The sequence below is a fragment of the Comamonas aquatica genome (genome assembly GCF_018064205.1).
GTDB lineage: Bacteria > Pseudomonadota > Gammaproteobacteria > Burkholderiales > Burkholderiaceae_C > Comamonas > Comamonas aquatica.
In genome coordinates this window covers 363,053-376,634 of record NZ_CP072916.1, presented here as the reverse complement: position 1 = coordinate 376,634, position 13,582 = coordinate 363,053, and the positions used below count along the sequence as shown (strand labels likewise).

11 protein-coding genes are annotated in these 13,582 nt (G+C 66.7%); all 11 read right to left on the bottom strand.

Going from position 1 to position 13,582, the window contains the following annotated elements; all coding sequences use genetic code 11:
* From KAQ61_RS01725 to ftsL, 11 genes are read right to left on the bottom strand one after another with little or no spacing between them, the layout of a single operon-like run.
* Entirely contained in the window at positions 1-855 is an 855-nt protein-coding gene (locus KAQ61_RS01725; RefSeq protein ID WP_042411423.1) for a cell division protein FtsQ/DivIB, read from the bottom strand.
* A complete protein-coding gene (locus tag KAQ61_RS01720; RefSeq protein ID WP_210930303.1) occupies positions 855-1,835 on the bottom strand; it encodes a D-alanine--D-alanine ligase in 981 nt (326 codons plus the stop codon). Before KAQ61_RS01720 ends, KAQ61_RS01725 begins: the two co-directional genes overlap by 1 nt.
* Positions 1,832-3,265: a UDP-N-acetylmuramate--L-alanine ligase gene (gene murC, locus KAQ61_RS01715; RefSeq protein ID WP_210930302.1), complete on the bottom strand. Its 1,434-nt coding sequence runs from the start codon at positions 3,263-3,265 to the stop codon at positions 1,832-1,834. Before murC ends, KAQ61_RS01720 begins: the two co-directional genes overlap by 4 nt.
* Positions 3,262-4,326 carry an undecaprenyldiphospho-muramoylpentapeptide beta-N-acetylglucosaminyltransferase gene (gene murG, locus KAQ61_RS01710; protein WP_210930301.1) on the bottom strand — a complete coding sequence of 355 codons (1,065 nt, stop codon included), beginning with the start codon at positions 4,324-4,326 and terminating at the stop codon, positions 3,262-3,264. Before murG ends, murC begins: the two co-directional genes overlap by 4 nt.
* Complete coding sequence (ftsW, locus tag KAQ61_RS01705; RefSeq protein WP_210930300.1) at positions 4,326-5,591, bottom strand: putative lipid II flippase FtsW; 1,266 nt, start codon at positions 5,589-5,591, stop codon at positions 4,326-4,328. The genes murG and ftsW overlap by 1 nt, the downstream gene beginning before the upstream one ends.
* Positions 5,588-7,483 carry a UDP-N-acetylmuramoyl-L-alanine--D-glutamate ligase gene (murD, locus tag KAQ61_RS01700; protein ID WP_210930299.1) on the bottom strand — a complete coding sequence of 632 codons (1,896 nt, stop codon included), beginning with the start codon at positions 7,481-7,483 and terminating at the stop codon, positions 5,588-5,590. Before murD ends, ftsW begins: the two co-directional genes overlap by 4 nt.
* A 5-nt stretch (positions 7,484-7,488) precedes the next feature.
* Positions 7,489-8,667 (bottom strand): phospho-N-acetylmuramoyl-pentapeptide-transferase, encoded by a 1,179-nt coding sequence (gene mraY / locus KAQ61_RS01695; protein WP_042411443.1) that lies wholly within the window; start codon positions 8,665-8,667, stop codon positions 7,489-7,491.
* Positions 8,658-10,055 (bottom strand): UDP-N-acetylmuramoyl-tripeptide--D-alanyl-D-alanine ligase, encoded by a 1,398-nt coding sequence (locus KAQ61_RS01690; protein ID WP_210930298.1) that lies wholly within the window; start codon positions 10,053-10,055, stop codon positions 8,658-8,660. Before KAQ61_RS01690 ends, mraY begins: the two co-directional genes overlap by 10 nt.
* A complete protein-coding gene (locus tag KAQ61_RS01685; protein WP_210930297.1) occupies positions 10,052-11,551 on the bottom strand; it encodes a UDP-N-acetylmuramoyl-L-alanyl-D-glutamate--2,6-diaminopimelate ligase in 1,500 nt (499 codons plus the stop codon). Before KAQ61_RS01685 ends, KAQ61_RS01690 begins: the two co-directional genes overlap by 4 nt.
* Positions 11,548-13,290 carry a peptidoglycan D,D-transpeptidase FtsI family protein gene (locus tag KAQ61_RS01680; RefSeq protein WP_210930296.1) on the bottom strand — a complete coding sequence of 581 codons (1,743 nt, stop codon included), beginning with the start codon at positions 13,288-13,290 and terminating at the stop codon, positions 11,548-11,550. Before KAQ61_RS01680 ends, KAQ61_RS01685 begins: the two co-directional genes overlap by 4 nt.
* Complete coding sequence (gene ftsL, locus KAQ61_RS01675) at positions 13,287-13,568, bottom strand: cell division protein FtsL (RefSeq protein WP_042411451.1); 282 nt, start codon at positions 13,566-13,568, stop codon at positions 13,287-13,289. Before ftsL ends, KAQ61_RS01680 begins: the two co-directional genes overlap by 4 nt.
* Positions 13,569-13,582: the final 14 nt, after the last annotated feature.

The window sequence follows — 13,582 nt, the reverse complement described above, 5'->3', positions numbered from 1 at the left end:
TCAGTGCCTGCCCTCAGTAGGTCGTGTTTTTTTGCTATCTTTTTGTTGCTGTGCTGCTTGGCGTCTGGCCATTTCCAATGCCTTTTCTCGCGACACGGTGGTCACGCCACGCAAGCGCAAGGCGTAGCCATCGGGGTAGCGCAGATCTGCGTACTCCAAGGCCTCGGCCGTGCGCTGGTATTGCTGGGTAATCTGCGGCAGCGTCCGTACAAAACGCTGCGTACGCTGCAGGACTTCTTCCGGCTTGCCGCTGCCCAGCTCGATGCTGGCGCCGTTGTCGAGCTGCACCAGCCAGCTGCCGCGGTCACGCCAGGTCAGCGCATCCACAGGCGCCCCGATGGCGGTAAAGACGGGGTCCAAGGCGTAGTACATGCGCAGCACCTCGACGGCCGAGCCCTCGGGGCCAGAAAGGCGAGGCAAGCCTTCACGCTCCACCTCGCCCACATTCGCCTCGAACACTTCACCCATGGTGTTGACCATCGCGGTCCCGGTCTCCGGCCCCCAGTACGCCTGGGGCTCGTGCTCGTGCAGGATGACGCGCAAGCTGTTCGGATACTCGCGGCGCACCTCGGCCTGGCGCACCCAGGGCACCTGCTCGAAGGCTTCGCGCGCGTCCTTCAGATCGATCGTGAAGAAATTGCCGGTCAGGTGCGGGGCCACATTCGCCCGCAGGGTCACGGCATTGTTGTGCAGCATCTCCCCTTCGACCACGATGCGTGCAATCGAGAAGGCCGGATGGCGCACCGCCCACCAGCTCACCACCGCCAGCATGAGGATGGCCACCCCACCGAACATGGCCGTTGCGGTCACGTTCATGAGTTTGACATCCAAAGGGGCTGGCATGGAGTAGCTCATCAGGCCGCACGCTCCTCTGACGACGTGCTGTCCAGCGAGGCCGAAGCCAGGATGGTCAGGCACAGTTGCTCATAGCTCATGCCGCGCGCACGCGCGGCCATGGGCACCAGCGAATGGCTGGTCATGCCGGGCGAGGTGTTGATCTCCAGCAGGAAGGGCTGGCGATCGCTCTGGCGAATCATCACGTCGGCACGGCCCCAGCCGCGGCAGCCCAGGGTGCGGAAAGCCTTTTCCACGATCTGCTGGATGCGCGCTTCCTCGTCCGCCGGCAGGCCGCTGGGGCAGTGGTACTGCGTGACGTCGGTGAAGTACTTGTTCTGGTAGTCGTAGTTGCCGTCGGGCGCCACGATGCGGATCACGGGCAGGGCTGCGGCCGCTGCGCCTTCGCCCAGGACAGCGCAGGTGGTTTCCTCACCGGCGATGAACTGTTCGCACAGCACTTCGTCGTCGTACTTGGCGGCCAGGGCATAGGCTGCGGCGCACTGGCTGGCTTCCGTCACCTTGGTCAGGCCCATGCTGGAGCCATCGCGGGCGGGCTTGACGATCATGGGAGCGCCCAGGGCCGCCAGGGCCGCCGTGGTTGCCTCGGGGCTGGACACCATGCGCCAGTCTGGCGTGGGCAGGCCTTCGAAGCGCCAGATGCGCTTGGTCATGATCTTATCCATGGCCATGCTGGACGCCATCACACCGGAGCCGGTGTACGGAATGCCCAGCAGTTCCAGCGCACCCTGCACCGTGCCGTCTTCACCGAAACGGCCATGCAAGGCGATGAAGCAGCGCGCAAAACCTTGGGCTTTCAGCGCGCCCAGCTCCTGCTCGGCGGGATCGAAGGCGTGGGCATCCACCCCTTGGGCACGCAGGGCGTCGAGCACGCCCTGACCCGACATCAGGGACACCTCGCGCTCGGACGAACGGCCGCCCATCAGCACGGCCACCTTGCCCAGGGCACGCGGATCGATTTTCTTCATGGAATTGCTCATGGCGCAGATCCTTTCTGCGCTTGCAGCTCTTTGTTCTCTAGCATTTCAACCAGTTGCGCGGGGACCGCGCCAATCGACCCTGCGCCCATGCACAGCACCACATCCCCAGGCTGCGCATTGTCCGCAATTGCCCGGGGCAAATCCGCAATTGTCTCAATAAAAATGGGCTCCACACGCCCTGCAACGCGCACGGCGCGTGCCAGCGCGCGCCCATCCGCGGCCACGATGGGGGCTTCGCCGGCGGCGTAGACCTCGTTGAGCAGCACCGCATCGGCAGCGCCCAGGACTTTGACGAAGTCTTCGAAACAGTCGCGCGTGCGGGTGTAGCGGTGGGGCTGGAAGGCCAGCACCAGACGGCGCCCGGGGAAAGCGCCCCGTGCAGCGGCCAAGGTGGCGGCCATTTCCACCGGGTGGTGGCCGTAGTCGTCGATCACGGTGAAGCTGCCACCCTGTGCGCAAGGCAAGTCGCCATAACGCTGGAAACGGCGGCCGACGCCCTTGAAGCCTTCCAGGGCACGCAGCAAGGCGGCATCGGGCAGCTCCAGCTCCATGGCCACCGCCACGGCCGCCAGCGCGTTGAGCACGTTGTGCTCGCCCGCCAGGCTCAGGGTCACGTCCAGCGCGGGATAGGTCTGGCCGTTCTGGCGCAAGACCTTGAAGCGCATCTGGCCATGCTCGGCACGCACCTCCACGGCCCGCACCTGCACATCGGGGGCAAAGCCATAGGTGGTCACGGGCCGCGCCAGCGCGGGCAGGATGTCGCGCACCGCCGGGCTTTCGGCACAGACAATGGCACGCCCGTAAAACGGCATGCGGTGCAGGAAGTCGACAAAAGCCTGCTTCAGCTTACCGAAGTCGTGGCCATAGGTTTCCATGTGGTCGGCATCGATGTTCGTGACCACCGCCATCACCGGCAGCAGGTTCAGGAACGAGGCATCCGACTCGTCGGCCTCGACCACGATGTAGTCGCCCTGGCCCAGCTTGGCATTGGCACCGGCGCTGTTGAGCTTGCCACCGATGACGAACGTGGGGTCCAGCCCGGCCTCGGCCAGCACGCTGGTCACCAGGCTGGTGGTGGTGGTCTTGCCATGGGCGCCAGCGATCGCGATGCCCTGCTTGAAGCGCATCAGCTCGGCCAGCATCAGGGCCCGGGGCACCACGGGAATCTTGCGCGCACGCGCTTCCAGCACCTCGGGGTTGTTGGCCTGCACGGCGGTGGAGGTCACAACCACATCGGCGGCCTGCACCTGGGACGCGGCATGGCCCACAAACGTCTGGATTCCCAGCGCCTGCAGGCGCTGCAGGGTGGCGCTTGGCGCCAGATCGGAGCCGGAGACGGTATAGCCGAGGTTGTGCAAAACCTCGGCGATCCCGCTCATGCCGGAGCCACCCAGACCCACGAAGTGGATGTTTTGAATGGCGTGTTTCATGCGGCGAGCTCCTCGCACGCAGCGACCACCTCGCGGGTGGCATGAATCTTCTGCATCGTTTTCGCTTTAAGGGCAACGTTCAAGAGTGTTGAACGCTGCATATTCTGTAGCATTTCTGCCAGTTTTTGTGCATTCAATGCAGCTTGTGGCATTAACCATCCACCCCCGGCATCCACCATGAAGTGCGCGTTCGTGGTCTGGTGGTCATCGACCGCGTGCGGGAAGGGCACATAAATCGCCGCCACACCAACGGCCGCCAGCTCGGTCACGGTGCTGGCACCGGCGCGGCAGATGACCAGGTCCGCATCGGCAAAGGCCTGCGCCGTGTCTTCGATGAAGGGCGTCAGCTCGGCCTGCACCCCGACGGCGGCATAGTTGGCGCGCAGGGCATCGATCTGTTTGGCGCCGCTCTGGTGCACCACCTGCGGGCGCGCCTCGGCCGGCAGCAGGGCCACGGCCTGGGGCACGATGTCGTTCAAGGCCTTGGCACCCAGGCTGCCGCCCACCACCAGCACCTTGAGCGGGCCGCTGCGACCGGCAAAGCGCTCGGCCGGCTCCGGCTGCTGCAGGAAGGCCTGGCGCAAGGGGTTGCCCACCCACTGCGCCTTGGGCAGCGCATTCGGGAATGCCGCAAACACTTTGTCGGCGACGCTGGCCAGCACCTTGTTGGCCATGCCAGCCACGGAGTTCTGCTCGTGCAGGATCAGCGGCTTGCCCGCCAGCACGGCCATCATGCCGCCGGGGAAGCTGATGTAGCCCCCCAGGCCGATCACCACGTCCGGCTTGACGCGGCGCACCACCGACAGCGCCTGTGCGAAGGCCTTGAGCAGGCGCAGCGGCAACAGGGCCAGGGTGAGCAGACCCTTGCCGCGCACCCCCGAAAAATCAATTGTTTCCAGCGGGAACCCCTGGGGCGGCACCAGCCGCTCTTCCATGCTGCCGGGCGCCCCCAGCCAGTGCACACGCCAGCCTTGCTCGCGCAGCGCGTGGGCCACGGCCAAGCCCGGGAAGATATGCCCCCCGGTGCCGCCTGCCATGACCAAAGCCACTTTCTCTTGCATCACTTCCTCACCTTTGGACTGATGAGCTTGTTCTCATAGTCAATCCGCAATACCACCGCCACCGCGACCAGGTTCATCAACACCGCCGAGCCGCCGAAGCTCATCAGCGGCAACGTCAGCCCCTTGGTGGGCAAGGCCCCCAGGTTCACGCCCATGTTGATGAAGGCCTGAAAGCCAAACCACAGCGCCACGCCCTGGGCCACCAGGCCGGAAAACACCTTGTCGTGGAAGATCGCCTCCCGGCCGATTTCGATGATGCGGCGGGTCAACCAGACAAAGGCAACGATCAGGATCAGGATGCCGATGAAGCCGAACTCCTCCCCAATCACGGACAGCAGGAAGTCGGTGTGCGCCTCGGGCAGCCAGTGCAGCTTCTCCACACTGCGGCCCAGGCCCACGCCGAACAGCTCGCCCCGCCCGATGGCGATCAGGGCGTGCGAGAGCTGGTAGCCCTTGCCCAGCGCATGGTCCACCGAGAACGGGTCCAGGTAGGCAAAGATGCGCTCACGCCGCCAGGGCGAGAAGGCGATCATCAGCACAAAGGCCCCGACCACCAGCGCCGCCATCAGAAAGAACATGCGCGCATTCACGCCGCCCAGGAACAGGATGCCCATCGAGATCACCACGATCACGAGGAAGGCCCCCATGTCGGGCTCGGCCAGCAACAGCACGCCCACGACGAACACGGCCGCGGCCATGGGCAGCACGGCGCGGAAGAAGCGTTCCTTCACGTCCATGCGGCGCACCATGTAGTCGGCGGCATAGACCAGCACGGCGAACTTGGCCAGCTCCGAAGGCTGGAAATTCATCACCCCCAGCGGCAGCCAGCGCCGCGCGCCATTCACGACCAGGCCCACGCCGGGCACCAGCACCATCACCAGCAGCAGCAGGGCCAGCAGGAACATGGGCACGGCCAGCCGTTCCCAGGTCTTCATCGACACCTGGAAGGCCAGCAGCGCCGCCACGAAGCCCACGCCCAGGCTCATCGAATGCCGCAACAGGAAGTGGTAATGCTCGATCTTGCCGAAGCGCGGGTTGTCCGGCATGGCGATCGAGGCCGAGTACACCATCACCAGCCCCCAGGCCAGCAAGGCAATCACCACCCAGATCAGGGCCTGGTCCAGCCCCAGGGCCGTGGGCGGCAGGGCCCGGGTGTTGCGATACTCCGTGCCCCCCACGCGCACGGGCAGCACGTCGACGGGCTTGTCGGCCGCGCCGGCCAGCCAGCCTTTCAGGCGTTCGCGCACATGGGTCAGGCTGCTCATGCGTCGTACCCTCCCAGGATCTGACCGGCCTCGTCGGCCAGCTCCTGCACCGCCGCCACAAACACCTGGGCGCGGTGGGCATAGTCACGGAACATGTCCATGCTGGCGCAGGCGGGCGACATCAGCACGGCATCGCCCTCCCAGGCCTGGGCACTGGCCCGTTGCACGGCCTGCGCCATGTCGGCGGCCTCCAGCAGGGGCACGCCTTCGCACTGCAGGGCTTGCTTGATCAATGGGGCATCGCGCCCGATCAGCACCACGGCGCGCACATAGCGCGCCACCGGGGCGGCCAGCGGGGTGAAATCCTGCCCCTTGCCCAGCCCGCCCAGGATCAGCACGATGCGCCGGTCGGCCCCCAGGCCGGTCAAGGCGGCGACGGTGGCCCCCACGTTCGTGCCCTTGCTGTCGTCGAAATATTCCACGCCCTGCACGATGCCAATCGGCTCCACGCGGTGGGGCTCGCCGCGGTATTCACGCAGGCCGTACAGCATGGGGCCCAGCGCAGCACCGGCCGCCTGGGCCAGCGCCAGCGCGGCCAAGGCGTTGGTGGCGTTGTGGCGGCCGCGGATGCGCAGGGCATCGGCGGGCAGCAGGCGCTGCAGGTGCAGCTCTTCCTGCGGATCGCGCGCGCGGCGGCCCGCCTGGTCCACCTCCAGCGCGCGCACCAGCCAGGCCATGCCAGCCACCATCTCGATGCCATAGTCGCCGGGGTTGCGCGGCAGGTCGGCGCCAAAGCTGATGTGGGCGCGCTGCTGCGGCTTCTGCAGCTTGACCTTGACCGGTGCGGGGAGCATGTCCATGACAGTGCGGTCCTCGCGGTTCAGCACCATCAGGCCGTGCTCGCCGAAGATGCGGGCCTTGGCGGCGGCATAGGCATCCATGCTGCCGTGCCAGTCCAGGTGGTCCTGTGTGACGTTGAGCACCACGGCGGCAGTCGGCTCGAAACCCTGCACACCATCGAGCTGGAAGCTGGACAGCTCCAGCACCCAGACCTGGGGCAGGTCCTGCGCGTCGATGCGCGCGCTCAGGGTGTCCAGCAAGGTGGGGCCGATGTTGCCGGCCACCCCCACGCTCAGGCCGGCATGCTCCAGCAGCTTGCCGGTCAGCGAGGTCACCGTGGTCTTGCCATTGGTGCCGGTGATGGCCAGCAGCTTGGGCTGGTAGCCGTGCGCCTGGGCCATGCCCTGCAGGGCCGCGGCGAACAAATCCAGCTCGCCCCCGACAGGCAGGCCGATCGCACGCGCGGCGTCCGCCACGGGCGCGATCACGTCCGGCGCCAGGCCGGGGGAACGGTACACGGCGTTCAGGCTCTGGCCGTCCACCAGGGCACTGGTCAACGGACCGCCCACAAACCGCGCCTGCGGCAGCTCGCTGTGCAACAGCGCCAGCTGGGGCGGGGCTTCGCGGGTGTCGGCCACGGTGACTTCGGCCCCGGCACGCACGCACCAGCGCGCCATGGCCAGGCCCGAGGCGCCCAGGCCCAGGATCAGCACGCGCCGGCCCTGCAGGTGCTGCGCCTGGTCCTGCGGCCATTGCGCAGGCACGGGGGGCAGCGCCACCGCAGGGGCGGCATCCACGGGCACGGCGGTGACGTCGGCGTCGGCCGCATCCGACATGCTGGGGTCGGTGAAGATTTGCGCCACAAAGGCGGCCGCGTCCTTGGCGGCGCTCAGGCTGCTGACGTCGGGCACGGGTTCCGCCCAGGCGGGCAGCGCCTCTTTTTCAGGAGCAGCTGGCGCTTGCGATTCGGCCACTTCAGACACGTTTGTATCGCCATCCAAGGACAAATGCGCGCTGACTGCTCCTGAATTCTCCAGCTGCACCGCAGCGTCGACCGGCGCCACCGCGGTGTCGGAGTGGGGTTGGGCCGGGGTGAAGTCTTCGGTGTGCATGGGGCCTACCTCAGCTTCAGCGTGGACAGACCGATCAGGCACAGCAGCATGGTGATGATCCAGAAGCGGATCACGACCTGCGTTTCCTTCCAGCCGCTCTTTTCAAAGTGGTGGTGCAGCGGCGCCATCTTCAGCAGGCGGCGGCCTTCGCCATAGCGTTTCTTGGTGTACTTGAACCACACCACCTGCAGCATCACCGACAGGGCCTCGGCCACGAAGATGCCGCCCATGATGGCCAGCACGATCTCCTGGCGCACGATCACGGCGATGGTGCCCAGGGCGCCGCCCAGGGCCAGCGCGCCCACGTCGCCCATGAAGATCTGCGCGGGGTGGGCGTTGAACCACAGGAAGGCCAGACCAGCGCCGGCCATGGCGCCGCAGAAGATCATCAGCTCGCCCGTGCCGGGGATGCTGGGGAAGTGCAGGTACTTGGCGTAGCTGACGTTGCCGGTGACATACGCAAAGATGCCCAGCGCCGTGCCGACCATGATCACCGGCATGATGGCCAGGCCATCCAGGCCGTCGGTCAGGTTGACGGCATTGCTGGCGCCAACGATGACCAGGTAGGTCAGGATGACGAAGCCCAACACGCCCAGCGGGTAGCTAACTTCCTTGAAGAACGGCACCTGCAGCCCGGCCTGCGGCGGCAGGTCCATGGAGAAGCCCGACTGCACCCAGGTCACGAACAGCTCGAAGGCGCGGCTGTTGGTGTTTTCGGAAATGCTGAACACCAGGGCCACGGCGGCGATCAGGCCGATCACCGACTGCCAGAAATACTTCTCGCGCGAGCGCATGCCCTCGGGGTCCTTGTTGACCACCTTGCGCCAGTCATCGACCCAGCCGATGGCGCCAAAGCCCATGGTCACCACCAGCACGATCCAGACGAAGCGGTTGCTCAGGTCAAACCACAGCAGGGTGGACGCGGCGATGGCGAACAGGATCAGCACCCCGCCCATGGTGGGCGTGCCGTTCTTTACTAGATGGGTCTGCATGGCATAGCCGCGCACGGGCTGACCCACCTTCAGCGCGGTCAGCATACGGATGGCCTTGGGGCCAATCCACAGGCCGATCACCAGGGCGGTCAGCGCCGCCATCACGGCGCGGAAGGTGATGTACTGCACCACGCGCAGGAAACCGAAATCGGGCGACAAGGTCTGCAGCCACTCAGCCAAGATCAGCAGCATGCTGCGCCCTCCCCGCAGGCGCTTTCCAGGGCCTGCACCACGTGTTCCATCTTCATACTTCTCGAACCCTTGACCAGCACGCTGCCGGTCTGCCCCATGCGGGCCTGCACCGCTGCCACCAGCGCTGCCATCTCTTCAAAATGCGTAGCACCCTGCCCAAACGCAGCCACGGCGTGCTGCATTTGTGACCCCAATGCCAGGAAAGTTTCAATGCCGGCCTGCCGGGCACTGGCGCCGACTTCCGCGTGGAAGGCCGGACCCTGGTCGCCCACCTCGCCCATGTCCCCCAGCACCAGCAGGCGCGGCGCGGGCAGCTCGGCCAGCACGGCAATCGCGGCCTGGACGGAGTCAGGGTTGGCGTTGTAGGTGTCGTCCACCACGTCCACGCGCCGGCCCGCGCACACCACCGCGGTAGAGCGCGAGCGGCCCTTGACCGGTTGGAAGGCGCTCAGCCCCTGGGCAATCGCCGCCAGGGGCACGCCCGCCGCCAGGGCACAGGCCGCAGCCGCCAGCGCATTGCGCACGTTGTGGCGGCCGGCGATGTGCAGCGCGCAGTCGAAGCGGCCTTGCGGGGTCTGCACCTGCACCTGCCACGCGCTGTCGGCCCAGGTGGCATGCAGGCTGCACACGTCGGCGTCCTCGCCCCCGAAGGTCAGCACCGGGCGCTGGCCTGCCAGGCTGCGCCACAGGGGGGTAAAGGCCTCATCGGACGGGAACACGGCCACGCCATCGGCGGGCAGGTAGGCCAGCACGCTGCCGTTTTCCTCGGCCACGGCCTGTACGGTGTGCATGAATTCCTGGTGCTCACGCTGGGCGTTGTTGACCAGGGCCACCGTGGGCTGGGCGATGCGCGCCAGCTCGGCAATCTCGCCGGGGTGGTTCATGCCCAGTTCCACCACGCCCAGCTGGTGCGCAGCGCTGAGGCGGAACAGGGTCAGCGGCACGCCGATCGCGTTGTTGAAATTGCCCTGGGTCGCAAACGCCGCATCGCCGGCCTGGGCCTTCAGGATGCTGGCGATCATCTGCGTCACCGTGGTCTTGCCATTGCTGCCGGTGACGGCAATCAAGGGCAGGCCAAACATGCTGCGCCAGCCGGCCGCCAGGGCCCCCAGGGCCTGGGTGGTGTCCGGCACCTCGATGCCGGGCAGGCCCAGCGCCTCCAGGCCGTCGTGGGCGATCGCCGCAGCGGCCAGGCCCTGCGCCCGCACCTGGGGCAGAAAGTCATGTGCATCCATGCGCTCACCCTGGAGCGCCACAAACAGATCGCCCGCCTGCAGGCTGCGGCTGTCCGTGTGCACACGCAGCAGGGGCGTGGCACCATCGCCCACCAGTCGCGCCTGCGGCTGGAAGGCCTGGATCCACTGCCATGCCTGTTGCAAAGTCATCATTGCTGCATTCCCTCTCGCCGGAGCAAGGCGGCACGCGCCTTGTCCATGTCGGAAAACGGGTGCTTCACACCCTGGATTTCCTGGTAGTCCTCATGGCCCTTGCCCGCCAGCAGCACCACATCCTGGGTGCCGGCCTGGGCAATGGCCTGTTCAATCGCCTGCGTGCGGTCCACCACCACCTGCACGCCATCCAGCCGCATGCCGGCCGTGATCTGCTGCACGATGGTCTGGGGGTCTTCGCCACGCGGGTTGTCGCTGGTCACCCACACCACGTCGGCCTGGCGCTGCGCAGCCTGGCCCATCAGGGGGCGCTTGCTGCTGTCGCGGTTGCCGCCACAGCCGAACACGCAGTGCAGCCGGCCGCCCCGCGCGCGCGCCACGGGCTGCAAGCCCTGCAAGGCCTGCTCCAGCGCATCGGGGGTGTGGGCATAGTCCACCACCACCAGGGGCTGATCAGCCTGGGCAATCTGCTGCATGCGCCCTGGCACCGGCGCCAGCCCCTGGCACAAGGCCACGGCGTCCGGCAGCGTCCAGCCCCAGCTGCGCAGAACGGCCAGCACGCCCAGCATGTTGCTGACGTTGTACTGGCCGATCATCTGGGTGGTCATGGTCACGGACTGCCCGGCTTCCTGTACCTCGAAGCACAGGCCCTGCAGTCCATGGCGCACGTCCGTGGCCCGCAAGCGTGCCGGGGCGTTCACCGCCACGGTCCACAGATCCAGGCCTGCGCGCCCCTGCAACTGCTGCGCCAGCAACTGCCCATGGGCATCGTCGACGTTGAGCACGGCCACCTGCAGGCCTGCCCAAGCAAACAGCTTGGCCTTGGCCTGCCAATAGGCTGCCATGCTGCCGTGGTAGTCCAGGTGGTCCTGCGTGAAATTGGTGAACACCGCGGTGTGGATGTGCGTGCCATCCAGGCGGTGCTCCTCGATGCCGATGGACGAAGCTTCGATCGCGCACGCGGCCAGGCACTGCTGCACGTAATCGGCAAACGCATACTGCAGGCAGACAGGATCGGGGGTGGTCATGCCGGTGCTGACCACCTGGGGCGGCACGCCGATGCCCAGCGTGCCCACCATGGCACAGCCCTGGCGCCCTTGCAGCTGGAACCCGGCCAGCGCATGCGCCAGCCACCAGGCGGTGGAAGTCTTGCCGTTGGTGCCGGTGACGGCGACCACCCGCAACTGCTGCGAAGGGTGCAGGCACCATTGCGCCGCCAGCTCGGCCGTGGCGGCCTTCAAGCCACGGTAGCTGGCCACCGCGCCGGTCAGGCTGAAGGCCTCCACGCCGTCGTGCTCAACCAGGCACGCTACCGCTCCGCGTGCGATGGCCGAGGCCACATGGGCGCGGCCATCGGTCACGCCACCGGGCCAGGCGATGAAGCCATCCCCGGGCTGCACCTGGCGGCTGTCGGTACGCAGTTGGCCAGTGACACGGGCGTGCAGCCAGGCCAGTGCCTGGGGCAGATCATGCAAAAACTCAGGGGCGCAACTCACAGCGATTCCTCCACGGGGTTGGCGACGATTTGCGGCTGTACCGCCATGTCGGGCGCCACCCCCAAGAGACGCAAGCTCTGCTGCACCACCGTGCTGAAGACGGGCGCCGCCACCGTGCCCCCGTAATAGGTGCCGTTGCTGGGCTCATCCACCATCACTGCCACAATCACGCGCGGATCTTCAATCGGCGCCATACCGGTAAACCAAGCGCGGTATTTTCCTTGGGCATAGCTTTTGCCCACTTGCTTGCGGGCGGTACCTGACTTGCCACCCACGGAATACCCGACCGTCTGTGCGCGCTGCCCCGTCCCGCCCGGGCCGGTGGCCAGGGCCAGCATCTTGCGCACCTGCTCGGCGGTCTTCTCGGAAAACACCGGCACGCCCACGGGGGGCTTGTCCAGCTTCAGCATGGTGGCCGGGATCACCTTGCCGCCGTTCGAGAACACGGTATAGGAACGCGACATCTGCAGCAAGCTGGCCGACAGGCCATAGCCGTAGGACATGGTGGCCTGCTCGACCGGGCGCCAGGTCTTGTAGGGGCGCAGACGGCCACTGGCCGCGCCGGGGAAGGCGATCTGCGGCTTCTGGCCGAAGCCCACGGCCGAGAACGTCTCCCACATCTCCTGCGCAGTGAGCTGCTGGGAGATTTTGGTCGTGCCCACGTTGCTGGACTTCTGGATCACCCCCTCGACCGTCAGCACCCCGTAATTGTGCGTGTCGGAAATGGTGGAGCCGGTCACATTGATGCGCCCGGGCGTGGTGTCCACGATCGTCGAGGGTTTGAACTTGCCGCTCTCCAGGGCGATGCCGACCGTGATCGGCTTCATGGTCGAGCCCGGCTCGAACACGTCGGTGATGGCGCGGTTGCGCAACTGCTCCCCGGTCAGGTGCTTGCGGTTCGAGGGGTTGAAGCTGGGGTAATTGGCCAGGGCCAGCAGTTCACCGGTCTTGGCATCCATGACCACCACCGTGCCGCCCACGGCCTTGTGGGCCAGCACCTGCTCCTTGAGCTTTTGGTAGGCAAAAAACTGGATCTTGCTGTCGATCGACAGCTGGATATCACGGCCATCGATCGGGGGCACCTCTTCGCCCACGCCATCGACCACACGCCCCAGGCGGTCCTTGATCACACGGCGCGAGCCGGGCTTGCCCGCCAGGTCCTTTTCGAAGGCCAGTTCCATGCCTTCCTGGCCCTTGTCCTCGACGTTCGTGAAGCCCACGATGTGGGCCGCCGCCTCGCCTTCGGGGTATTGGCGCTTGTATTCGCGGGTCTGGTAGATGCCCTTGATGCCCAGGGCCTTGATCTGCAGACCCACATCCCAGTCCAGCTGGCGCTTGACCCAGACAAAGCTCTTGTCCTCGGCCAGCTTCTTTTTCAGCTGGTCCAAAGGCATGTCCATCAGCTTGGCCAGCTTGGGCAGCTTGGCCAGGTCTTCCGGGGTGTTCTTCTCCACGTCTTCGGGGATCGACCAGATGCTGGCCGCCGGCACGCTGGAGGCCAGGATCAGTCCATTGCGGTCCAGGATACGCCCGCGGTTGGCCGACAGCTCCAGGGTCCGGGCAAAGCGGACCTCGCCCTGGCGCTGGAAGAAATCGTTGTCGATCACCTGCACCCAGGCCGCACGCGCGGCCAGGCCCGTGAAGGCCAGCACGATGCAGCCCATCACGAACTTGCTGCGCCAGGCCGGCGTCTTGCTGGCCAGCAAAGGGCTGGAAGTGTAGGCCAGACTGCGTCTCACCGGGCACCTCCGGCAGGTTGTTCATCGCGCACATAGTGCGTGATGGCGGGCGATGCCCCCTGCAAGCCCTGGGCCACAGCCAGGGACTCGATGCGCGAAGGCGAGGACTGCGCGCGCAGCTCCACCTGCAGCCGCTGGTACTCGGTCTCCAGGTTGCGGGCCTCGTTCGTCGCACGGTGCAGCTCGGTGAACAGGCGGCGCGACTCGTACTGGGTCTCGACCAGGTACAGGCCGCTGAGCAGCACCGCCACCAGCAACAAGAGGTTCAGGCGCAGCATGCCGCCTCCTGGAT